General features: G+C 73.9%; 19 protein-coding genes. 7 read left to right on the top strand and 12 right to left on the bottom strand.

What is annotated here, in order from left to right:
- Positions 1–24 precede the first annotated feature (24 nt).
- Genes ACI791_RS13775 through ACI791_RS13765 form a run of 3 tightly spaced genes read right to left on the bottom strand, consistent with a single transcriptional unit; the run spans position 25 to position 5581 of the window.
- Entirely contained in the window at positions 25–447 is a 423-nt protein-coding gene (locus ACI791_RS13775) for a Rieske (2Fe-2S) protein (RefSeq protein ID WP_456586547.1), read from the bottom strand.
- Complete coding sequence (nirB, locus tag ACI791_RS13770) at positions 444–2984, bottom strand: nitrite reductase large subunit NirB (RefSeq protein WP_456586546.1); 2541 nt, start codon at positions 2982–2984, stop codon at positions 444–446. The genes ACI791_RS13775 and nirB overlap by 4 nt, the downstream gene beginning before the upstream one ends.
- Positions 2984–5581, bottom strand: coding sequence for a molybdopterin oxidoreductase family protein (locus ACI791_RS13765; RefSeq protein WP_456586545.1), 2598 nt, complete (start codon positions 5579–5581; stop codon positions 2984–2986). Before ACI791_RS13765 ends, nirB begins: the two co-directional genes overlap by 1 nt.
- 147 nt (positions 5582–5728) lie before the next feature.
- Between ACI791_RS13765 and ACI791_RS13760 the strand changes: the two genes are divergently transcribed.
- The 5 genes from ACI791_RS13760 to ACI791_RS13740 all read left to right on the top strand — a co-directional run bounded on the left by ACI791_RS13760 (position 5729) and on the right by ACI791_RS13740 (position 9400).
- Positions 5729–6523 carry a TetR/AcrR family transcriptional regulator gene (locus ACI791_RS13760; protein ID WP_456586544.1) on the top strand — a complete coding sequence of 265 codons (795 nt, stop codon included), beginning with the start codon at positions 5729–5731 and terminating at the stop codon, positions 6521–6523.
- Positions 6524–6663: 140 nt separating this feature from the next.
- On the top strand, positions 6664–7455 hold the full coding sequence (locus ACI791_RS13755; protein ID WP_456586543.1) for a DUF2382 domain-containing protein: 792 nt from the start codon (positions 6664–6666) through the stop codon (positions 7453–7455).
- Between the two features lie 112 nt (positions 7456–7567).
- The gene (locus ACI791_RS13750) at positions 7568–8194 is read left to right on the top strand and encodes a hypothetical protein (RefSeq protein ID WP_456586542.1); all 627 of its coding nucleotides are present in this window, start codon (positions 7568–7570) and stop codon (positions 8192–8194) included.
- Positions 8195–8299: 105 nt separating this feature from the next.
- Positions 8300–8962: an N-acetyltransferase gene (locus tag ACI791_RS13745; RefSeq protein WP_456586541.1), complete on the top strand. Its 663-nt coding sequence runs from the start codon at positions 8300–8302 to the stop codon at positions 8960–8962.
- Positions 8963–9118: 156 nt separating this feature from the next.
- Entirely contained in the window at positions 9119–9400 is a 282-nt protein-coding gene (locus ACI791_RS13740; protein ID WP_347060528.1) for a DUF1905 domain-containing protein, read from the top strand.
- Between the two features lie 38 nt (positions 9401–9438).
- Here ACI791_RS13740 and arfB read toward each other — a convergent pair whose 3' ends face one another.
- The 3 genes from arfB to yidD are packed head-to-tail and all read right to left on the bottom strand — an operon-like array spanning position 9439 to position 10617.
- Positions 9439–9879, bottom strand: a complete 441-nt coding sequence (gene arfB, locus ACI791_RS13735; protein WP_456586540.1) for an alternative ribosome rescue aminoacyl-tRNA hydrolase ArfB — start codon at positions 9877–9879, stop codon at positions 9439–9441.
- 23 nt (positions 9880–9902) lie between these two features.
- Entirely contained in the window at positions 9903–10058 is a 156-nt protein-coding gene (locus ACI791_RS13730; protein WP_456586539.1) for a hypothetical protein, read from the bottom strand.
- A gap of 55 nt (positions 10059–10113) precedes the next feature.
- Positions 10114–10617, bottom strand: coding sequence for a membrane protein insertion efficiency factor YidD (gene yidD, locus ACI791_RS13725; protein ID WP_456586538.1), 504 nt, complete (start codon positions 10615–10617; stop codon positions 10114–10116).
- 32 nt (positions 10618–10649) lie between these two features.
- Here yidD and mmuM point away from each other — a divergent pair, with 32 nt between their 5' ends.
- Positions 10650–11546: a homocysteine S-methyltransferase gene (gene mmuM / locus ACI791_RS13720; protein WP_456586537.1), complete on the top strand. Its 897-nt coding sequence runs from the start codon at positions 10650–10652 to the stop codon at positions 11544–11546.
- Between the two features lie 82 nt (positions 11547–11628).
- Here mmuM and ACI791_RS13715 read toward each other — a convergent pair whose 3' ends face one another.
- Positions 11629–12486 carry an SDR family oxidoreductase gene (locus ACI791_RS13715; RefSeq protein ID WP_456586536.1) on the bottom strand — a complete coding sequence of 286 codons (858 nt, stop codon included), beginning with the start codon at positions 12484–12486 and terminating at the stop codon, positions 11629–11631.
- A 558-nt stretch (positions 12487–13044) separates the two neighbouring features.
- Here ACI791_RS13715 and ACI791_RS13710 point away from each other — a divergent pair.
- Positions 13045–15594, top strand: coding sequence for a DEAD/DEAH box helicase (locus ACI791_RS13710; RefSeq protein WP_456586535.1), 2550 nt, complete (start codon positions 13045–13047; stop codon positions 15592–15594).
- Positions 15595–15610: 16 nt separating this feature from the next.
- Here the strand turns inward: ACI791_RS13710 and ACI791_RS13705 are convergent, their stop codons facing one another.
- Genes ACI791_RS13705 through ACI791_RS13685 form a run of 5 tightly spaced genes read right to left on the bottom strand, consistent with a single transcriptional unit; the run spans position 15611 to position 21854 of the window.
- On the bottom strand, positions 15611–17029 hold the full coding sequence (locus ACI791_RS13705) for an FAD-binding oxidoreductase (protein WP_456586534.1): 1419 nt from the start codon (positions 17027–17029) through the stop codon (positions 15611–15613).
- On the bottom strand, positions 17026–18543 hold the full coding sequence (gene mqo, locus ACI791_RS13700; protein ID WP_456586533.1) for a malate dehydrogenase (quinone): 1518 nt from the start codon (positions 18541–18543) through the stop codon (positions 17026–17028). Before mqo ends, ACI791_RS13705 begins: the two co-directional genes overlap by 4 nt.
- The gene (locus ACI791_RS13695) at positions 18540–19469 is read right to left on the bottom strand and encodes an AEC family transporter (protein WP_456586532.1); all 930 of its coding nucleotides are present in this window, start codon (positions 19467–19469) and stop codon (positions 18540–18542) included. Before ACI791_RS13695 ends, mqo begins: the two co-directional genes overlap by 4 nt.
- Complete coding sequence (locus ACI791_RS13690) at positions 19466–20329, bottom strand: ATP-grasp domain-containing protein (protein WP_456586531.1); 864 nt, start codon at positions 20327–20329, stop codon at positions 19466–19468. Before ACI791_RS13690 ends, ACI791_RS13695 begins: the two co-directional genes overlap by 4 nt.
- Complete coding sequence (locus ACI791_RS13685) at positions 20322–21854, bottom strand: aldehyde dehydrogenase (NADP(+)) (protein WP_456586530.1); 1533 nt, start codon at positions 21852–21854, stop codon at positions 20322–20324. Before ACI791_RS13685 ends, ACI791_RS13690 begins: the two co-directional genes overlap by 8 nt.
- Positions 21855–21861 lie beyond the last annotated feature (7 nt).

The raw sequence follows: 21861 nt of genomic DNA, 5'->3' as shown, positions 1-21861 counted from the left end.
GCACCCACGTTGCCGGGGACGACGTCAGACCTCGACGACGATCTCGCCCCCGGCCTGGTGCACCGGGTAGAGGCGGATCGGCGCGGCTCCCGACGTCGAGGAGCCGTCGCTCCACCGGTAGGCGTAGAGGTGCAGCGGGCAGACCAGCACGTCGACGTCGGTCTGCCCGTCGGCCAGCGGTCCCCCGGCGTGCGGGCAAGCGGCCTGGGTGGCGTGCATCGAGCCGTCCCGCAGCCGGAAGACGGCGACCTGGACGCCGCCGGCGACGAACGCCCGGCCCTCGCCGATCGGGACCTCGTCCACCCGCCCGACGGTGTACGCCTCGCCGCGCACCGGCGCCGCCCGGCCCGGAACCGCGACCCCGGTGGCCGGGGTCCCGGTCTCGGTGCCCGGGGTGGTGGGCTGGTCGACCTCGGTGGCGTGCTCGAGCCGGGTCACGGTGTTCATCGGACCGGCACCTTCGGCAGCTCGACCAGCGGCAGGGACGGGCGGAACTGGCCGGGCGTGGCCGGTTCCTTCCCGTCCTGGCCCCACGGGTCGGTGTACGCGTCGATCGACCTCTGCATGCCCTCGTCCAGGTCGGCGACGATCCCCTCGCTGTCCTCGAGCAGGACCTGCTGGATCTTCTGCAGACCGACGCGCGGCACGAAGTCGTAGGTGCGCTCCAGCCAGTTCGCGTTCTCCCGGTAGTACTGCATGAACCGGCCGGCGAGCGTGATGACCTCCTCGGGCGAGTCGACGGTGGCCAGCAGGTCACCCTTGCGGACGGTGGCCCCGGCGGCGCCGCCGACGTAGACCTCCCACCTGCCGTCGCCGATGGCCACGACGCCGACGTCCTTGACGTAGGCCTCGGCGCAGTTGCGCGGGCAGCCGACGACGGCGAGCTTCATCTTGGCCGGGCTCTCGATGCCCTGGAACCGGGTCTCCAGGTCGATGCCGAGCTGGGTGGAGTCGCCGAGGCCGAACCGGCAGAAGTCGCTGCCCACGCAGGTCTTCACGGTGCGGAAGCTCTTGCCGTAGGCGTATCCGGACGGCATGCCCAGGTCGTCCCACATCGCCGGCAGGTCCTCCTTGCGGACGCCGAGCAGGTCGATCCGCTGGCCGCCGGTCACCTTGACCATCGGGACCTCGTACTTCTCGGCGACCTCGGCGATCCGGCGCAGCTGCGCCGGGGTGGTGACCCCGCCCTTCATCTGCGGAACGACGGAGAAGGTGCCGTCGCGCTGGATGTTGCCGTGCACCCGGTCGTTGATGAACTTCGCGTCGTTCTCCTGGACGTACTCGGTGCCCCAGATCGTCCGCAGCAGCGAGGTCAGGCCCATCTTGGACTTGGCGTCCTCCTGCCCGCCCGGGGCCAGCGCGGCGAAGACGGCGGAGACGCTCCGCAGGTCCTGCTCCCGGATGGCGGCCATCAACTCCGGCTTGGCCATCGGGATGCCGGGGACGTACCAGGACGCCGAGGGGTCCTCGGTGAGCTCGCCGTCGGCGGCCCACTCGACGATCTGCTTGACCAGCGACTTGCACGAGCCGCAGCCCTTGCCGGCGCGGGTGCGGTCCATGACCGCACCGACGCTGCCGCAGCCGTCGGCCACGGCCCCGCAGATGTCGCCCTTGCTGACGCCGTTGCAGTTGCACACCTGGCTGTCGGCGGGCATCTCGGCGACGCCGACCTCCTCGACGCCGTCGGAGAGGTCGACCAGCAGCCGGATCCGCTCCTCGGGCAGCGGCGCGCCGCGGTCGAAGGCCTGGGTGAGGAACGCGACCTTGCGGGTGTCGCCGAGCAGCGTCGCGCCGACGAGCTTGTCGTCGCGGATGACCACCGACAGGTGCACGCCCCGCTTGGGCTCGGAGATCACCAGGAACTCGTCGTCGTCGCGCTCGGGGGTGTTGACGCCCATCACGGCGACGTCGACCCCGGCGACCTTGAGCTTCGTCGCCGTCCGGCTGCCGTGGTACTCGGCGTCGGGGTCGGTACCGGTCAGCACGTCGGCGAGCACCTTGGCGTGCTCCCAGGCCGGGGCGACCAGCCCGTAGACCGAGCCACGGTGCTGGGCGCACTCGCCGATGGCGTAGACGTCCGGGTCGTCGGTGCGCAGCTGGTCGTCGACGACGATGCCGCGTTCGACCTCCAGCCCCGAGCGGACGGCGATGTCTGAGCTGGGCCGCACCCCGGCGGCGATGACGAGGAGATCGGCGTCGAGCTGCCGCCCGTCGGCCAGGCCCACACCGCGGACACGGTCGCCGCCGATCACCTCGGTGGCGAAGACGTCGAGGTGGACGGCGATCCCGAGCGACTCGACGCTGCGCTTGAGGATCGCGCCCGCCTCCGGGTCCAGCTGCATGTTCATCAGGTAGGGCGCGGCGTGCACCAGCTCCACGTGCAGGCCGTGGCCCTGCAGTGCCCGGGCGGCCTCCAGTCCGAGCAGCCCGCCGCCCATGACGACGGCCCGGCGGCACCGGCCGACGGCGTCGAGCATCGCCCGGGTCTCGTCGATGGTCCGGAAGCCGTACACCCCGGGCAACAGTTCGCCGGCGTCGTCGCGGACGCCCTTCATCGGCGGGATGAACGAGTAGCTGCCGGTGGCCAGGACCAGGTGGTCGTAGCCGGTCACGCTGCCGTCGGCGGCGTGCACCTGCTTGGCCGCGGTGTCGATCCGCTCGACCCGCACCCCGGCGCGCAGGTCGATGCCGTTGTCGGCGTACCACTCGTGGGAGTTGAGGACGATCTCGTCCTCGTGCGACTCGCCGGCCAGCACCGGCGAGAGCATGATCCGGTTGTAGTTGCCGTGCAGCTCGTCGCCGAAGACGGTGATCCGGAACTGCTCCCCGCCGCCGCGCTCGAGCACCTCCTCCACGAACCGGGCGCCAGCCATGCCGTTGCCCACGACCACCAGGCGGCCGCGGAGGTCGAGCTCGTCGTCCAGGTGCAGCGTCGTGGCGCCGGTGCGCCGGCCGCCCAGCACCCGGCTGTCGGTGACCGTCATCAGACCTCCACCAGACCCAGGTCGACCACGAGCTCGCCGGTGACGCCCTCGGGCGCCGCCGCGTGCAGCTCCACGACGGAGCCGCCCACCAGGTCCTCGACCACGCGCAGCGGCACGTGGGTGTCGGCCTTGGCGCCGATCGGGAACCACCGCATCGGCTCGCCGTCGCGCACGAGCAGCACGTAGACCAGTTCGGCGGCCGAGTTCCCCCCACGGAAGTAGAGCGCCTGCGCCGTCTGGCCGGTGGGCACGGTGTAGTGCAGCGCCGGATCGATCGGTCCCGGCTTGGACAGCCCCTCCCCGGTGATCGGGAAGACGCCTTGCAGGAAACGGGGAGTGCTCTTCACGGGGGTTCTCCTGGTCGTCGTCGTGCGGGACGGCGGGTGGGGCACGGGTGCGGTGGCAGGCCGGTGGGCCGTGGGCCGGGGCTGGGCGGCCGCGGGCGGCGGCGGGATGCGCTCCTCCGGGCCGCCGACCCGGGTGACGGCGACGGCGCAGACCTTGAAGGCGGGCATCTTGCTGGTCGGGTCGAGCGCGTCGGCGTCGGTGAGCGCGTTGGCGCTGGCCCCGCCGCCCCAGTGGAACGGGACGAAGACGGTGTCGGGGCGGATCGTGTCGGTGACCGATGCGTGGAAGCGCGCCCGTCCGCGGCGCGTGCTCAGCTCGACGACGTCGTCGTTGCCCACGCCCAGCGCCCGCGCGAGATCCGGGTGCAGCTCCGCCCGGGGGCTCGGCGCGATCAGCTGGAGGCTGCGCGTCCGGCGGGTCTGCGTCCCCGACTGGTACTGGGCAAGCACCCGGCCGGTGGTGAGGACGTACGGATGGTCGGCGTCGGGGCGCTCGTGGGCGTCGACGTGCTCCACCCGGATGAACCGGGCCCGACCGTCCGGGGTGGCGAAGCGGTCGAGGAACAGCCGCGGGGTGCCCGGGTGCGTCTCTCCGGGGCAGGGCCAGAAGACGCCCTGCTCCTCGTCGATGCGCCGGTAGCTGATGCCCGAGTAGTCCGCCGTCCCGCCGGCGCTGGCGCGGCCGAGCTCCTCGAACACCGTCTCCGGATCGCCGCTGAACAGCTCACCCGCCCCGAGGCGGCCGGCGAGCTCGGCGAGCAGTTGCAGGTCGTCGCGCACGCCGTCCGGCGGGTCGAGCGCGCGGCGGCGGCGGATGACCCGGCCCTCGAGGTTGGTCATGGTGCCGGCCTCCTCCGCCCACATGGCGCTGGGGAGGACGACGTCGGCGAGCTCGGCGGTCTCGGACAGGAAGAAGTCGCTGACGGCGAGGAAGTCGAGGTCGCGCAACCGGCTGATCACGCGGCGGGCGTCGGGGGCGGAGACGGCGACGTTGGAGGCGAGCACCAGCAGGGTCCGGACCCCGCCCTCGGTGCCGAGCGCGTCGAGCAGCTCGAAGGCGCTCCTCCCCGGCTTCGGCAGGTCGTCGGGGTCGACGCCCCAGACGGCGGCCACGTGGGCCCGGGCGGCAGGGTCGGTCAGCGACCGGTAGCCGGGGAGCTGGTCGGCCTTCTGCCCGTGCTCCCGGCCGCCCTGGCCGTTGCCCTGGCCGGTGACCGTGCCCCAGCCGCTGCCCCGCCGGCCGGGCAGGCCGAGGGCGAGCGCGAGGTTTATCCAGGCCTGCGCGGTATCGGTGCCGCTGCGGTGCTGCTCCGCACCCCGGGCGGTCAGGATCATCGCCTTTTCCGCGCGGGCGAGGGCGAAGACGGTGCGCCGCTGGTCGGGCACCGGCACCCCGGTGAGCCGCTCGACGCGGTCGGGCCAGTAGGCGGCGACACCGTCCCGCACCGCCTCGAAGCCGGTGGTGCGCGCGGACACGTACTCCTCGTCGACCAGCCCCTCGGCCAGCGCGATGTGCAGCAGCCCGTTGGCCAGCGCCAGGTCGGTGCCGGGCAGCGGCTGCAGGTGCAGCGCGGCGCTGCGGGCGGTGGCCGTGCGCCGGGGGTCGACGACGATGTGCTGGGCGCCGCGCTCCCGGCCCGCGTCGAACCACTGCATGGCCGGCGGCATGGTGTCGGCCGGGTTGCTGCCCACCAGCACGACGACGTCGGCCTCGGCGATGTCGCTGAGCGGGAACGGCATGCCCCGGTCGAGGCCGAAGGCGCGGTTGGCCGCACCGGCCGCCGAGGACATGCAGAACCGGCCGTTGTAGTCGATGGCGCTGGTGCGGAGCGCGACCCGCGCGAACTTGCCGAACTGGTAGGCCTGCTCGTTGGTCAGCGACCCGCCGCCGAAGCAGCCGACGGCGTCGCGGCCGTGGCGCCGCTGGGTGCGCTCGATCGCGGCCACGACCCGGTCGAGCGCCTCGTCCCAGGTGCTCTCCACGAGCGGACTGGTGCGGTCGCCGGGGACGGCGCGTACCAGCGGCCGCAGCAGCCGCTCCGGGTGGTCGAGCAGCTCGGCCGACGACCAGCCCTTCGAGCACAGCCCGCCGCGGTTGGTCGGGAAGTCCAGCGGCACCAGGGTGGCCGGCCGGGCGCCGGCGGTGACGGCCATGCCGCACTGCAGCGAGCAGTACGGGCAGTGCGTGTTCGTCGTCCGGGAGGCGCGCACGCCCGGGGCGGCGGACGCGGGCGAGACGGTGGCGGACACGGGACCCAGCGTCGAGGGCCGTCGTTTCCCTTCGTGGACCGCGACGTCAACGCTCGGTTCCGTCGGCCTCACACGAGGGTGGCCGACCCTGTGCGGTCGACCGGGAGCATGATCACCCGCAGACGGCGCCGACCGAGGGAGAGCACGATGACCGAGCCGGACCCGACCGCCGACCCCGACAGCCCCCAGGGCCGCGGTGGCGCGGCCGCGGCGGTCCCGGCCACCCCGCCCGGTGCCGGGCGGTCGGGGCTCGACCGGCGCCGGATCCTCGGTGCGGCCATCGAGTTCATCGACGACAACGGGTTGACCGCGCTGACCATGCGCCGGCTCGGCGCCCACCTCGGCGTGGAGGCCATGGCGCTGTACCGCTACGTGCCCGGCCGCGAGCAGTTGCTCGACGGGGTGGTGGAGTCGGTCGTCGACGAGCTCTACGGCGACCCCGACGTGCACCTGAGCGCGGTGCACGGCTGGCAGGACTACCTGCAGCGGCTGGCGCACGGGGTTCGCCGGATCGCCCTGGCCCACCCCGAGGTCTTCCCCCTGGTCGCCACCCGGCCGCCGGCGGCCCCGTGGGTCCGCCCGCCGCTGCGCAGCCTCCGCTGGGTCGAGTCCTTCCTGGACACCCTGGTCGACAGCGGCTTTCCCGAGGATGCCGCGGTCGCGGCGTACCGGGCGTACTCCAGCTTCCTGCTGGGCCACCTGCTGCTGGAGGTCTCGCAGAAGGGCGTGAAGATCAGCCCGGAGGACCAGCCCGAGGGCGTGCCGGACGCGGCGGGGAGCACCGACCTGAGCGCTTACCCGACCGTCGTCCGCCTCGAGCCCCTCCTCTCGCTGGACGAATCGGCCACCGAGTTCGAGGAGGCGCTGGAGAACCTGCTCGGCCGCCTGGAGGTCGTGCTGGCCGAGGCGCGCACCCCCCGGCGCGGAACCCCGCGCATCTGATCCACGGGCTGTGCGGAATGCATGGCACATCGGTTGTTTACAACGTAAATGCGCGGGCACCGAAGAGATCGTCCCCGTCCGCGCGAGACGCGCCCCGGGACGGAGCACTCCCCTTCCCCGCCTCTCCAGGAGTCATGCGCATGATCACCGAGCACCAGCTGAGCGACGTCATCGGCAGCACCGCCGTCGGCCCCGACGGCAAGCTGGGCACCGTCGGCGAGGTCTACCTCGACGACGAGACCGGCCGCCCCGAGTGGGCCACCGTCCGCACCGGGATGTTCGGCACCAAGGAGACCTTCGTGCCCCTGGCCGACGCCGACATCTCCGGCGAGGAGCTGCGCGTGCCCTACGCCAAGGACAAGATCAAGAACGCTCCGCACATCGACACCGACGGGCACCTCTCCCCCGCGGAGGAGACCGAGCTGTACCGGTACTACGGCCTCGCCGCCGGCGGCACCGGCACCGACGTCACCGACACCACGCGCACGACGACCACGGACACGACCCGCGGGGCCGTCAGCCACGACACCTCCGGGCCCACGACCGACGACGCGATGACCCGCTCCGAGGAGCAGCTGCACGTCGGCACCCAGCGGGTGGAGACCGGCCGCGCCCGGCTCCGCAAGTACGTCGTCTCGGAGAACGTCTCGCAGACCGTGCCGGTGTCGCACGAGGAGATCCGCATCGAGCGCGAACCGATCACCGACGCCAACGTGGGCAGCGCCCTCGACGGCCCGGCCATCTCCGAGGAGGAGCACGAGGTCGTGCTGCACGGCGAGCGCCCGGTCGTGGAGAAGGAGGCCGTCCCGGTCGAGCGCGTCCGCCTGGACACCCAGACCGTCACCGAGCAGGAGACGGTCACCGAGCAGGTCCGCAAGGAGCAGGTGGAGCTGGACACCGACGGCACGGACGGCACCGGCACCCGCCGCTGACCCGAACCCCAGCAGTCGGATGGCGTCGGCGCGGCCCCGAGCGCGCCGACGCCACCACCCATCTCCCGTCCGGCACTCCTGCCCGCCGTTCCCCTCCCCGAGGAGCACCCCCATGTCCACCCCAGCTTCCGCGCACGGCGACGACACCGGCGTCGGGCCGGACGGATCGCACGCCACCCGCGGCGCCGGCCGTGACGCCGTCGACGCACAGCACTCCCGCTACGGCGGCATCAAGTGGGGTGCGGCGTTCTTCGGCTGGCTCTCCGCCAACGGGCTGGCCGTCCTGCTGATCGCGCTGATCAGCGCCGCCGGTGTCGCCGTCGGCCTCACCGAGGGCATCCCGTCGGTCGAGGAAGCCACCGAGCAGGCGAGCACGATCGGCATCGTCGGCGGCATCGTCCTGCTGGTCGTCCTCTTCCTCGCCTACCTGGCCGGCGGTTACGTCGCCGGACGGATGGCGCGCTTCGACGGTGTCCGCCAGGGCATCGCCGTGTGGGTCATCGGCCTGCTCGTCGTCCTGGCGCTCGCACTGGCCGGCGTGCTCTTCGGCTCCGAGTACAACGTGCTCCAGCAGCTGAACCTGCCGCGCATCCCGATCGACGAGGGCACCGCCACGACCGGCGGCATCATCGCCCTGGTCGCCGTGCTGGTGCTGACGCTGGTCGGCGCCGTCCTCGGCGGCAAGCTGGGCGAGCGGTACCACCGCAAGGTCGACCGCGCCGGCTTCGATGCCGTCTGACAGCGGTCCCCCTGCCGCAGCGCGGGGGACCTGAGGGCCCACGACGACGGGGGCCGTCCCACCCGGGGCGGCCCCCGTCGTCGTCGGTCGTGGTCGAATTCGGGGGTGACCCCTCCCGGCCCGATCGTCCGGCGGATCGACGACCCGGACGAGCCCGGGCCCGACGTCCGCGTCGCCGAGCAGCGGGACGTGCCCGCCATCGCCGCCACGCTCACCGTCGCGCTGGCCGACTCCCGCTGGACCCGCTGGGCGCTGCCCGACGACGGCCGGATGCAGCGGCTGACCCGGCTGCACGAGCTCGACGCCGCCCACCGCGGGGTCTCCACCGGCACGGCGTGGGTGACCGAGGCGCTGGACGCCGTCGCCGTCTGGGAGCCACCGGCCGGCGCCGCCGGTACCCGCCCGCTGGCCGACGACGTGGGCGCCGCCCTCGCCCGGGAACTGCCGTACCTGGGCGGGCCGCGGGCCCGCGCAGTGGCCGACACCGACGCGTTCCTCACCGCCGCGCGGCCCGACCGGCCGCACTGGTGGCTGCGCCACCTCGGGGTGCGCCCCTCGGCCCGCCGCAAGGGGCTGGCCGCCGCCGTCCTCGCTCCCGTTCTGGTGCGCTGCGACGCGGAGCGGACACCCGCCGCCGCGGCCGTGTACGGCTGGGCGAACGTGCGGTTCCTGCGCGGCTTCGGCTTCCAGGTGACCGAGACCACCCGCACCACCGACGACGAGCTGCCGCTGTGGGTGCTGGTGCGCGAGCCGCTCTCGCTGAGCTGAGATCCCGAGGTGACCGGCCTGCCGGCCCTCATGCTGCGGCGGTGCGGGCCCAGGACGCCACGATCGCGCTGCCGGCAACGAGGCCGAGCGCACGTTCCTCCGCCGCCGTCGGCACGCGACCGATGAGTTGACGGCGTCCGGGCGGTCTGACCCGGCATGACCACCACCCAGGAGCTGGACGTGACCTTCACCGCCCCCATCGAGAAGGACGGCGCCTTCCCGACCTACCTGGTCGTGCCCGGCTCGGCCGAACTGCTGGGCACGCGCCGGGCCGTCAAGGTCACCGGGACCGCCGACGGGCACGCTTTCGCCGCCACCCTCATGCCGTCGGGGGAGGGCCCGCACTGGCTGCCGCTACGGGCGGCGATCTGCTCGGCCATCGGCAAGAACCGCGCCGGCGAGCAGGTCACCGTGCACCTGCAGCACCGGCTGACCTAGGCGGGGCCGGCCACGGTGCCGGTCGCCCGCGTGTGCGGTCAGTCCCAGGAGCCACGCTGCTTCTTCAGCTGCCCACGCTGCTTCTTGGCCTGGATGCGGCGCTCCTGCGAGCCCTTCGTCGGCTTGGTGCGGCGGCGGCCCGGAGCAGGCGGGGCCAGCGCGGCCCGGAGGGCGGCGGCCAGCCGCTCCCGGGCCGCCTGCCGGTTGCGCAGCTGTTGGCGGTGCTCGCTCGCGGCGACGGTCAGCACGCCGTCGACCATCCGGGCACCCAGCCGTGCGGCGAGCCGGGCCCGCTGGCCGTCGGACAGCCCGGGGAGTTCCAGGGGCGCGACGGCCAGCTCCACCCGGGAGTCGGCGGTGTTGACACCCTGCCCGCCCGGCCCCGAGCTGCGGGAGAACCGCCACGACAGGGCGGCCGCGGGCACGACGAAGGACCCGGTGACCGGCAGGTCACCGGAGGCGTCGTCGGTTCCGGGCACCGGGACAGTGTGGCCGACGGCGCTCAGGCGAAGGACCGCACGTGCGGTTGCTCCGGCGCACCGCCGAGCTGCCGGCCGGTGGCCGCCAGCTGCTCGCCGGCCCAGTCGAGGGCGGCGGCGCGCCAGCCGGCGCCCTGCCACGTCGAGACGCCGGCCGTCGCGCCGGGCCCGGTGATCACGGCCGCACGGTAGGCGACTGCACCCGCGCCGCCCAGCGGGTCTCCCGGCACCCGCTCAGGCGGGCACCGGGTCGGAGCCGCCCGCCGCACCCGGGCGGCAGCGGACCAGACGGCGCAGGGTCAGCCACGAACCGCGCAGCGCGCCGTGGGTCTCCAGCGACTCCACCGCGTAGGTGGAGCAGGTCGGGGTGAAGTGGCAGCACGGCCGGCGCTTCGGGCTGATCTCGCGCTGGTAGTAGCGGACGGCGGCGACGAGGCGGGCCGCCGCGCCGGTGCCCTGCTGGCCGGCACGGATGGCCGGCATCGACCGCGGGGCCACGAGCATCAGTTCCAGGCCGCAGCCGACCGCGTTGGCCAAGCAGCAGCCGGTGTTGAGGAACAGCAGGTCGCGCAGGCAGGAGTCGTTGCGGCGCCCGTAGCCGCGCGGCGGGCCGTAACCGGGGCCGTACCCGCCGTACCCGCGGCCGTAGCCCGGCCCGTACCCGGACCCCAGGCCGCCGTACCCCCGCCGGGGACGACGCCGGCGGGGACCCCAGCCACTGCTCCAGATGAACACCATGACCGGTCCTGTACCGCGGGATGATCGCGGGCATGCCTGCTCTCGCCGATGCGCTCGCCGCCGGACCGGTCGTGCTGGACGGCGGCCTCTCCACCGAGCTGGAGTCGCGGGGGCACGACGTCTCCTCCGCGCTCTGGTCGGCGCGGCTGCTGCACGACGATCCCGGGGCGGTCGTCGCCGCGCACGCCGCCTTCGCGGCGGCGGGTGCGCAGGTGGCCACGACCGCCAGCTACCAGGCGACGGTCGAGGGCTTCACCGCCACGGGTGTGGCCGCCGACGAGGCGCGCCGGCTGATCGCCTCGTCGGTGGCGCTGGCCCGGGAAGGACAGGGCGAGGGCTGGATCGCCGGATCGGTGGGGCCGTACGGGGCGATGCTGGCCGACGGCTCGGAGTACTCCGGCGCGTACGTGCCCGAGGTCGGCGTCGCGGGGCTGCGGGCCTTCCACCGGCCGCGGATGGCGCTGCTCGCGGAGGCGGGAGCCGACGTCCTCGCCTGCGAGACGGTGCCGGCGGCGGCCGAGGCGGAGGCGCTGCTCGCCGAGGCGGCCTCGCTGGGCGTACCCGTCTGGCTGTCCCTGACGACGGTGCTCGACGAGGACGGCACCCCCCGCACCCGGCGCGGGGAGCTCGTCGCCGACGTCTACCGGATGGCGGCGGGGGTCAACGAGGTCCTCGCGGTCGGCGTCAACTGCACCGCCCCGGTGGTGGTCGCCCCCACCGTGGCCGCGGCCGCCGCCGCCGGGAAGCCGCTCATGGTCTACCCGAACAGCGGCGAGACCTGGGATGCGGCAGCGCGCCGCTGGACCGGCGCCCCCGGTATCGGCCCGGGCGCCGTCCCGTCCTGGATCGGGGCGGGGGCGCGCCTGGTCGGCGGCTGCTGCCGCGTCCGCCCGGCCGACGTCGCTGTGATCGCGGCGACGATCAGGTGACCTGATCGCCAGGGCTCCCAGCTCAGCACCGGTGGTGAGCCAGGACCCATGATGATCAGGCCACCTGATCATCGGAGAGCGGTCAGAGGATGGGCTTGCCTCCGGTGACGGCGATGCGCGCGCCGGAGACGTACGAGGACTCGTCGCTGGCCAGCAGCACGTACACCGGCGCGAGCTCGGCCGGCTGCGCGGGGCGGCCGAGGGGCACCTGCTGGCCGAAGCTCTCCACCTTCTCCTCGGGCATGGTCGCGGGGATCAGGGGCGTCCACACCGGGCCGGGTGCGACGCTGTTGGCCCGGATGCCCTTCTCGGCCAGCATCTGGGCCAGCGAGGCGGTGAAGTTGGCGATGCCGGCCTTGGTCATCGCGTAGGCGATCAGGTTCGGGCTCGGGTTGTCGGAGTTCACCGACGAGGAGTTGATGATCGACGCCCCGGGGCGCATGTGCGGGATGGCGTCCTTGGTGAGGGTGAACATCGCCGACAGGTTCGTGGCGACGGTGTAGTCCCACTCCTCGTCGGAGATCTCCTCCAGCGAGTCGTGGCTCATCTGGTAGGCGGCATTGTTGACCAGGACGTCGACCCGGCCGAACTCCTCGACGGCCTTGGGGATGACCGTCTTGGCGTGCCCCCGGTCGGCCAGGTCGCCGGGCACCAGCACGCACCTGCGGCCGGCGTCCTCGACGTACCTCGCGGTGTCCTGCGCGTCCTCGTGCTCGTTCAGGTAGGAGATGAGCACGTCGGCGCCCTCGCGGGCGAAAGCGATCGCGACGGCGCGGCCGATGCCGCTGTCGCCACCGGTGATGACGGCGACCTTGCCGGCCAGGCGACCGGAGCCCTGGTAGCTCTCCTCGCCGTGGTCCGGCTTCGGCGTCATCTCGCCGAGGGTGCCGGGGGTGCTCTGCTGCTGGGCGGGCTGCGACTCGGGGCGGGGCTCGGACACAGGTGGACCTTTCTGATCGCGACGGGGCAGCACCGCGGGCGCTCGTTGCGCGCCCGCACGGCGGTGGAGTGGTGCGGCGGGCTGCGCCTACCCCGCCGCACCGGCCGCGGAACGCCACCGGTCCACCTCGTGGTGCCCGACCCCGGACAGCACACGACCCGGGCGGTGGGGAAGGCGCGCGTCGGTGCGCGCCTGCCCTACCGCCCGGGTCGGGTCGGTTCCGTCGGGCCGGTGCAGGCCTAGGAGGTGGATCGGCCCTCAGGCCGCCCTCGCCGCCGGCTCCTGGGGCGCCGCGGCGCTCAGCGGCACCCAACGCATCTCGAGCCGACGCCGGCCCGCCGTATCGGTCACGACGGTCCACCGGCACTCCGGGCAGAAACGTTCGCGCATGTCCCAGCCACCTTTCGTTCACCTGTTGTTCACCTACCTTCCTGATTACGACACGGATCACACCGGCTGGCACATCTCGTTATCGGATCGTTATCAGACGGCGGAACAACCCCCCTCCGGGGCTCGGTCGGCGGGAGCCGACCGTCATCGGGCACGCTGGTGGGCCTGATGACGACGACCGCCGCCCCTCTCCTGCTCGAGGACCCGACCGACCTCTCCGCGCTGCATGCGCTGGGCGGCGATCCCGACGAGCTGTTCGCCTCCTTCGCCGCCTGGGCCGAGGCCGGCGGCACAACGCTGTACCCGGCGCAGGAGGAGGCGCTGATCGAGCTGCTCAGCGGCGCCAACGTCGTCCTCGCCACCCCGACCGGCTCGGGCAAGTCGCTGGTCGCCACCGGCGCCCAGTACGCGGCCCTGGCCGCGGGCCGGCGCAGCTACTACACCGCGCCGATCAAGGCGCTGGTCAGCGAGAAGTTCTTCGCGCTCTGCGGGGTGTTCGGCGCGGCCAACGTCGGCATGCTCACCGGCGACGCGAGCGTCAACGCCGGCGCGCCGATCATCGCCTGCACCGCCGAGGTGCTCGCGAACATCGCCCTCCGGGAGGGCGCCGACGCCGACATCGGGCTCGTGGTCATGGACGAGTTCCACTTCTACGGCGACCCCGACCGCGGCTGGGCCTGGCAGGTGCCGCTGCTGGAGCTGCCGAGGGCGCAGTTCCTGCTGATGAGCGCGACGCTCGGCGACGTCACCTTCCTCCGGGAGGACCTCACCCGGCGCACCGGCCGCCCGACGGCGCTGGTCGCCAACGCCGTCCGCCCGGTCCCGCTGCACCACTACTACGCGACGACGCCGATGCACGAGACCATCCAGGACCTGCTGGACACCCAGCAGGCGCCGGTCTACGTCGTCCACTTCACCCAGGCCTCGGCGCTGGAGCGCGCCCAGGCCCTGATGAGCGTCAACGTGTGCTCGAAGGAGGAGAAGGCCGCGATCGCCGAGATGATCGGCGGCTTCCGGTTCTCCTCCGCCTTCGGGACGACGCTGTCGCGGCTGGTCCGCCACGGCATCGGCGTCCACCACGCCGGAATGCTGCCGAAGTACCGGCGGCTGGTGGAGCAGCTGGCCCAGGCCGGGCTGCTCAAGGTCATCTGCGGCACCGACACCCTCGGCGTCGGCATCAACGTGCCGATCAGGACGGTCGTCTTCTCCGCGCTGTCGAAGTACGACGGCACCCGCACCCGGCTGCTCCAAGTGCGCGAGTTCCACCAGATCGCCGGCCGCGCCGGTCGCGCCGGCTACGACACCGCGGGCACCGTCGTCGTCCAGGCCCCCGAGCACGAGGTGGAGAACCTCAAGCAGTTCGCCAAGGTCGCCGACGACCCGAAGAAGCGCCGCAAGCTGGTGCGCAAGAAGGTGCCCGACGGCATGGTGCCGTGGAGCGAGTCGACGATGAACCGGCTGGTCGAGGGGGAACCGGAGAAGCTGACCAGCCACATGCGGGTGACCACCGCGATGGTCCTCGACGTCGTCGACCGCCCCGGCGACCCCTTCGCGGCGATGCGCCGGCTGCTGACGGAGAACCACGAGCCGCGCAAGAAGCAGCTGAAGCTGATCCGCGACGCCATCGGCATCGCGCGGTCGCTGCTGCAGGCCGGGGTCCTGGAGCGGCTGCCCGAGCCCGAGCCCGACGGCCGCCGGTACGACCTGACGCTGGACCTGCCGCCGGACTTCGCGCTCAACCAGCCGCTGTCGACCTTCGCGCTGGCCGCCATCGACCTGCTGGACCCGGAGTCGGACACGTACGCGCTCGACGTGGTCAGCGTCATCGAGGCCACCCTCGACGACCCTCGGCAGATCCTGGCCGCCCAGCTCAACAAGGCGAAGGGCGAGGCCGTCGCGCAGATGAAGGCCGAGGGCATCGAGTACGACGAGCGGATGGAGCTGCTCGAGGAGGTCAGCTACCCCAGGCCGCTGGAGGAGCTGCTCGGGCACGCCTACGACGTCTACCGGCAGAGCAACCCCTGGGCGGCGGACGGGCAGCTGTCGCCCAAGTCGATAGTCCGCGAGATGTGGGAGCGGGCGTTCACCTTCCGCGAGTTCGTGAACACCTACGGGCTGACCCGTGCCGAGGGCGCCGTGCTGCGCTACCTGTCCGACGCCGTCAAGGCGCTGCGCTCCGGCGTGCCCGCCGCGGCGCGCACCGAGGAGGTCACCGACCTGGTCGAGTGGCTCGGCGAGCTGGTGCGCCAGGTCGACTCCTCGCTGCTGGACGAGTGGGAAGCACTCACGAATCCGGAGGAGGGTGCGGTGGCGGAGGTCGCCGTCCCGGCCCGCCCGCGGCCGCTGACCGGGAACGAGCGGGCCTTCACCGCGATGGTCCGCAACGCGCTGTTCCGCCGCGTCGAGCTGTGGGCCCGCCGCCGCTGGTACGACCTCGGCGAGCTGGACGCAGGCGCCGGCTGGGATGCCGACCGGTGGGGCGAGGTGGTGCAGGCCTACTTCGCCGAGCACGGCGAGGTGAACACCGGCGCCGACGCCCGGGGGCCGGCGCTCCTCCTCTGGGACAAGGGCGAGCCGGGGATCTGGCGGGTGCGCCAGATCGTGGACGACCCGGAGGGGCACCACGACTGGGGCTTCGACGTCGAGGTCGACCTGGCGGCCTCCGACGAGGAGGGCGCGGCGGTCATCCGGCTCGTGGACGCCGGCCGCCGGGACTGAACCGGCCGGGACCGGGTCAGCCGGGGAGCACCTTCCCGGGGTTCATCAGGCCCCGCGGGTCGAACAGCTGCTTGACGCCCCGCATCAGCTCGAGCTCGTAGCCGTCCTTGTAGTCGGCGATGAGGTCGCGCTTGGACTGGCCCAGGCCGTGCTCGGCGCTGATGCTGCCGGCGAAGCCGCTGGTCGAGTCGTAGACGATGCGGCCCAGCTCGTCGGCCCGCTGCCGGAAGGCGTCGTCGTCGGAGCCCACCGGCTTGCTGAGGTTGTAGTGCAGGTTGCCGTCGCCGATGTGCCCGTAGCTGACGATCCGGATGCCCGGCACCGCGGCCTCGAGCGCCCGGTCGGTCCGCTCGACGAAGGCCGGGATGCTGCTGACCGGGACGGTCACGTCGTGCTTCAGGCTCGGGCCCTCGAAGTTCTGCGCCTCCGAGATGCCCTCGCGCAGCGCCCATAGGGCGGCGGCCTGTGCCGAGCCGGACGCCACGACCGCGTCCGCGGCGACGTCCCGCTCGAACGCCTCGGCGAGGGCGGCCTCGAGCAACCCGTCGAGACCGGCGTCGGGGAGGGTGTCGCTGAGCTCGACGAGGACGTACCAGGGGTGGACGGCGCCGAAGAGGTCGCGCGCGCCGGTGCCGTGCCGCAGCACGAACCCGACGCTCTGCCTCGACATGATCTCGAACCCCGTCAGCCGGTCACCGCAGAGGGCGCGCACGAGCCCGAACAGCTCGACCGCCGCCCGGGTGGACTCCAGGGCCACCCACGCCGTCGCCCGGCTGCGGACGGCGGGGAACAGCTTCAGCACCGCGGCGGTGACCACCCCGAGCGTGCCCTCCGCGCCGATGAAGAGCTGCTTGAGGTCGTAGCCGGTGTTGTCCTTGCGCAGGCTCCGCAGGCCGTGCCAGATCCGGCCGTCGGGCAGGACCACCTCCACCCCGAGCACGAGGTCGCGCATGGTGCCGTAGCGGAGCACCCCGGTGCCGCCGGCGTTCGTCGACAGGTTGCCACCGACGGTGCAGCTGCCCTCGGAACCGAGGGAGAGGGGGAACAGGCACCCCTCGGCGGCGGCCGCCTCCTGCACCGCCTGCAGGACCACGCCGGCCTCCACCGTGATGGTCTGGTCGACCGGGTCGACGGCGCGTACCCGCCGCATGCGATCCAGGGAGACGATCACCTGGCGGCCGGACGCGTCCGGCACCGCTCCGCCGCACAGACCGGTGTTGCCGCCCTGGGGGACGACCGCCACCCCCAGCTCGGAGCAGGCCCGCACGACCGCGGCGACCTCCTCGGTGCTGCCCGGCCGGACGACGGCCGCGGCGATGCCGCCGTAGGCGTTGCGCCAGTCGTTCAGGTAGCCGCCCAGCTGCCCCGGGTCGGTGACCAGGCCTTCCTCGCCCACCGCGTCGCGGAGGCGTTCGAGCAGTCCGGCGGTGGTCATGCGAGGTGCCTTCCTCGTTCGTCGGTTCCCGAGTCCAGGCCGAGGACACGGCGGGCCGCCCGGGCCCGCGCCAGGAGTCCGGCCGGGCCCGGGCCTTCCCCGCCCGCCGCCGACGGCGCGATCTCCTGCAAGCGGGGCGCCCAGGCCGCCATGCGGCCGGGGAAGCTCGCCGCGAGCACGTCGACCATCGTCGCGGCCGCGGTGGAGGCACCGGGCGAGGCCCCGAGCAGGGCGGCGAGGGATCCACCGGCCGAGGTGACCACCTCCGTGCCGAATCCGACCATCGCGCCGCGACCGCCGGACATCTTGAGCACCTGGACCCGCTGCCCGGCGGTGACGAGCTCCCAGTCGTCCGCCTCGACGCGCGGGACGAACGCGCGCAACGCGTCGAGCCGGCCGCCGGGGGTCTGGGCGATCTGCCGGACCAGGTAGGCCATGAGCGACCGGTTGTCCCGGGCCGACTCGGCGAGGACCAGCAGGTTGCCCGGCCGCACGGACCGGAGCAGGTCGGTGCGGCGTCCGGTGCGGAGGAAGCGCGGGGAGAACGCCGCGAACGGGCCGAAGAGCAGGTGCTCGCGGCCGTCCACGGTGCGGTGGTCCAGGTGCGGCACCGAGATGCTGGGCGCGCCCGGGGCGGCGTGCCCGTAGACCTTGCCGTGGTGCGCGGCCACCAGGTCGGGGTCCGCCGTCCGGAGGAACCGGCCGCTGATCGGGAAGGCGCCGTACCGGCGCACCTCGGGAACGCCGGCCCGCTGCAGCAGCGGGAGCGTCGCGCCGCCCGCGCCGACGAAGACGTAGGGCGCGCGGAGCCGGCGCCGCACCCGCGTCCGCACCTCGCGGACGCCGATGTGCCAGGCCCCGCCGGTCCGGTCGAGGCCGGTCACCTCGTACCCCAGCCGGACGACGCCACCGTGGGACCGCAGCGCGGCGAGGAGCTGCCGGGTCAGCACGCCGAAGTCCACGTCGGTGCCCTGCGTCGAACGGGTCACGGCGACGGGACCGTCGTCCGGGCGGTCGCCGAACATCAGCGGCAGCCAGGTCGCGAGCACCGCCCGGTCGTCGCTGAACTCGGTCCCGGCGAACAGCGGGTGCCCGCGCAGCGCCTCCCACCGGGCCCGCAGGTGCGCCACGCCGTCCGGCCCGCGGCCGAATCCGAGGTGGGGCACCGGACGGAGGAAGTCCTGCGGCGGGCCGATCCGGCCGGCCGAGACCAGGTGGGCCCAGAAGACGAGGGACGCGGCGAACTGCTCGCCGATCTCCACCGCCCGTGAGACGTCGACCGACCCGTCGGCCCGCCGGGGCGTGTAGTTGAACTCGCAGAGGCCGGCGTGGCCGGTGCCGGCGTTGTTCCAGGCGCCCGAGCTCTCCAGCCCGGCCTCGTCCAGCCGTTCCACCACGGCGATCCGCCAGCCCGGCTCGAGCTCACCGAGCAGGACCGCCAGCGTCGCGCTCATGATGCCGCCGCCGACGAGGACGGCGTCGAACTCCTCGATGTCCACGGTGCCTTCCTTCATCCCAGGATCAGGGCGATGCCGACGAGCACGGGAACCGACAGCACGGTGCTGAGCAGGATCACGTCGCGGGCCAGCAGCGTGCCGCGGTCGTAGGCCGCGGCGTAGACGAACACGTTCTGCGCGGTGGGTAGCGCCGAGGTCACGGTGACCGCCAGCAGCGCGACGCCGTCGAGGCCGGCTACCCAGCGGCCGAGGGCGTAGGCGATGGCCGGCATCGCCAGGTTCTTGATGACGACGGCCAGCCACACCTGACCCGCCAGCGCCCCGGCGGCCGGCCGGGGCGCCCCGTGCAGGGTCATCCCGTACGCCAGCAGCGCGGCGGGCACCGCCAGGGCCGCGATCAGCTCGACCGGATCCAGCACCATCGCCGGGAGGTCCAGTCCGCTCGCCGCGAGCAGCAGCCCGAGGGCGCAGCCGATGACGACAGGGGTGCGCAGGGGCTGGACGACCAGCTCCCGCCAGGTCGGCGCGGGCTGCCCGTCGGTCCGGGAGCCGGCGAGCACCGCGAGCCCGACGGGCGCCATCACCAGCACCTGGAAGAGGAGGACGGGCGCCACGTAGGAGGCGTTGCCCAGGATGTAGACCGCCACCGGGATGCCCAGGTTCCCGGCGTTGACGTACGAGGACGACAGCGCGCCGGTGGCCAGCTGCGCGGCCGGCAGCCGCCACCGCCACCAGGCCAGGCCGGCGTACAGCACGGCAGCCGCGACCGCGCTGCCCGCGGTGCCGATCAGCGCCAGCGAGGCGACCGTGGCCGTGTCGGCCCGTCCCAGGGTCAGGAAGAGCAGCGCCGGGGTGGCGACGAAGAACGACAGCCGGGACAGGATCCCCGGTGCGTCCGCGCCGAGGATCCCGGAACGGCCCACGACCCAGCCCACGGCGATCACCGCAGCGAGGGCTGCGAAGCCGCCCAGCACCCCGCTCACCGGCGCAGTTCCGCCCCCACCGCACGAGCGAGGCCGGTTGCCGCCCCCGGCGCCTGCGGCAGGAAGAGGCTGGGCTCGGTGAGCTCGAGCTCCAGCAGCACCGGCCTCCCGGCGTCGTCGCCGACCAGGTCGATCCGGGCGTAGAGCGGGGTCGCCGCGCCGGGCACCAGGTCGCCGATCGCGTCGAACACCGCCTGCGCCGTCGCCAGCTGCGCGGCCGTGGCCTCCACCGGCCGCAGGTCCCCCCGGCTGTCGCGGTCCTGGCGCACCCCCTCGCCCCGCCGGAGCAGCGGCCCCTTGCGCACGGCGTGGGAGAAGCGGCCGCCGATGAACAGCATCGCGGTCTCGCCGTGGTCGTCGACGCTGGTGAGGTACGGCTGCACCATCGCGGTGCGCCCCACCCCGGTCAGCTCCGCGACGTGGGCCAGCACCGCCTCCGGCTCCGACCACCGCGCGGTGTCGCGGGAACCCGCCGACACGGACGGCTTGACCACCCACTCCCCCGCTCCGGGTAGCTGCTCGGCCGACACCGGGTCCCACTCCGTCGGGACGACGGGCAGGCCGGCGCGCTCCAGGTCGCGCAGGTAGGCCTTGTCGGTGTTCCACCGCAGCAGCTCGGCGGCGTTACGGAGCCGCGGAACCGATCCGGCCCAGCCGAGGAACTCCCCGAGCCGCCAGGCGTAGTCCCAGCAGGACCGGACGACGGCGAGGTCGTAGCCGCTCCAGTCGACGGCCGGGTCGTCCCAGCGGACCAGGTCGACCGCGTACCCCGCCTCGGCCAGCGCGGCGGTTGCCGGCGTCAGGTCGGGGTCGACCCGCAGGCCGCGCTCGGAGCTGACCAGCGCGACCCGCTCACCCACGGGGCAGCTGCAGCTTCCCGTCGATCCGTCGCGGGATGCCCTGGTAGTCGTCGGTCAGCTCCTCGGGGAGCACCTCCTGCGGAGCGCCCTGCCAGGTGACCGGCCGCAGGAACCGGCGGATGGCGGTCGTCCCCACCGACGTGTGCTGGGAGTTCGTCGAGGGCCACGGACCGCCGTGGTGCTGGGCCCAGGAGACGGCGACCCCGGTCGGGTACGCGTCGTAGACCAGCCGCCCCGCGCGGGTGCGCAGCTCCTGCGACACCGCCAGCGGCAGCTCGGTCTCCCCCTCGCCACGCAGCACCGTCGCGGTGAGGGACGAGGGCATGGCATCCAGCGCCGAGAACAGGTCCTTCTCGCCGTCGTACCGGGCGACCACGGCCACCGGGCCGAAGACCTCCTCCGTCACCTCGTGCGGCAGCTCCGCGGCCGAGGTCATGAGGAGCAGCGGCGTCGCCTGGAACCCCGGGCCCTGCGCCTCGGCGCCCTGGGCGACGGTCGTGACCCCGGGCAGCTCCGCCAGCGAGGCGGCCAGCCGGCCGTAGGAGCCCGCAATGCCCTCGTTGAGCAGCGTGGGCGCGGCGGTCGCCTGCACCGCCTCGGCCATGGCTGCCACCACGGCGTCGCCCTCCGGTCCGCCGGGGACGAAGGCCAGACCGGGCTTGGTGCAGAACTGACCGGCACCGAGGGTGAAGGAGGCCACCAGCTCCCGGCCGAGCTGCTCCCCCCGCTCGGCAGCCGCCGCCGGGGTGACCAGCAGGGGGTTGAGGCTGCTCAGCTCGCCGTAGAAGGGCACCGGGTCGGGCCGGCGCTCGATGATCTCCAGCAGCGCACGCCCCCCGTTCACCGAGCCGGTGAACCCGACGGCCCGGATGGCCGGGTGGGCGACGAGGTCGGCGCCGGCCTGCAGGCCGTGCACCAGCCCCAGGGTTCCGTCGGGCGCGCCGGCGTCGCGCGCGGCCGCCACCATGATCTCGAAGCACAGCTGCGAGGTTGCCGGGTGCGACCCGTGCGCCTTGACGATCACCGGCGAGCCGGCGGCCAGCGCCGAGGCGGTGTCGCCACCGGGCACCGAGAAGGCCAGCGGGAAGTTGCTCGCGCCGAAGACGGCGACCGGGCCGATCGGGACCAGCATCCGGCGCAGGTCGGGGCGCGGGCCCATCGGGGAGTCACCGGCGTGGTCGATGGCCGCCTCGAGGTAGCTGCCCTCGAGCAGCACCTCGCCGAACAGCCGCAGCTGGTAGCAGGTGCGGGTGAGCTCCCCGTTCAGCCGCGTGCTGCCCAGAGCGGTCTCCCGGTCGGCGACGGCGACGACGTCGTCGCGGCGCGCCTCCAGGGCGTCGGCGAGCGCGCCCAGCAGCGCGGCCCGCCCGACCCGGCCGAGGTCGTCCAGCGCGGGGGCCGCGGCGAGCGCGGCGGCGCACAGCCGGTCCACCTCCTCGCTGGTGGTCTCCTGCGCGACCACCTCGACGGTCTCACCGGTGCGCGGATCGATGCTGACGACGTCGCGGGCGGGTGCTGTGGTCATGGGTGGA

Source organism: Blastococcus sp. SYSU DS0973 (assembly GCF_054051055.1).
The sequence above is the reverse complement of the archived record's forward strand: the minus strand, read 5'-3'. Positions and strand labels throughout refer to the sequence as shown.

Coding starts and splice junctions, on each gene's coding strand:
- ACI791_RS13775 (WP_456586547.1), bottom strand. CDS start 447: ATGAACACCGTGACCCGGCTCGAGCACGCCACCGAGGTCGACCAGCCC.
- nirB (WP_456586546.1), bottom strand. CDS start 2,984: ATGACGGTCACCGACAGCCGGGTGCTGGGCGGCCGGCGCACCGGCGCC.
- ACI791_RS13760 (WP_456586544.1), top strand. CDS start 5,729: ATGACCGAGCCGGACCCGACCGCCGACCCCGACAGCCCCCAGGGCCGC.
- ACI791_RS13755 (WP_456586543.1), top strand. CDS start 6,664: ATGATCACCGAGCACCAGCTGAGCGACGTCATCGGCAGCACCGCCGTC.
- ACI791_RS13750 (WP_456586542.1), top strand. CDS start 7,568: ATGTCCACCCCAGCTTCCGCGCACGGCGACGACACCGGCGTCGGGCCG.
- ACI791_RS13740 (WP_347060528.1), top strand. CDS start 9,119: ATGACCACCACCCAGGAGCTGGACGTGACCTTCACCGCCCCCATCGAG.
- yidD (WP_456586538.1), bottom strand. CDS start 10,617: ATGGTGTTCATCTGGAGCAGTGGCTGGGGTCCCCGCCGGCGTCGTCCC.
- mmuM (WP_456586537.1), top strand. CDS start 10,650: ATGCCTGCTCTCGCCGATGCGCTCGCCGCCGGACCGGTCGTGCTGGAC.
- ACI791_RS13710 (WP_456586535.1), top strand. CDS start 13,045: ATGACGACGACCGCCGCCCCTCTCCTGCTCGAGGACCCGACCGACCTC.
- ACI791_RS13705 (WP_456586534.1), bottom strand. CDS start 17,029: ATGACCACCGCCGGACTGCTCGAACGCCTCCGCGACGCGGTGGGCGAG.
- mqo (WP_456586533.1), bottom strand. CDS start 18,543: ATGAAGGAAGGCACCGTGGACATCGAGGAGTTCGACGCCGTCCTCGTC.
- ACI791_RS13685 (WP_456586530.1), bottom strand. CDS start 21,854: ATGACCACAGCACCCGCCCGCGACGTCGTCAGCATCGATCCGCGCACC.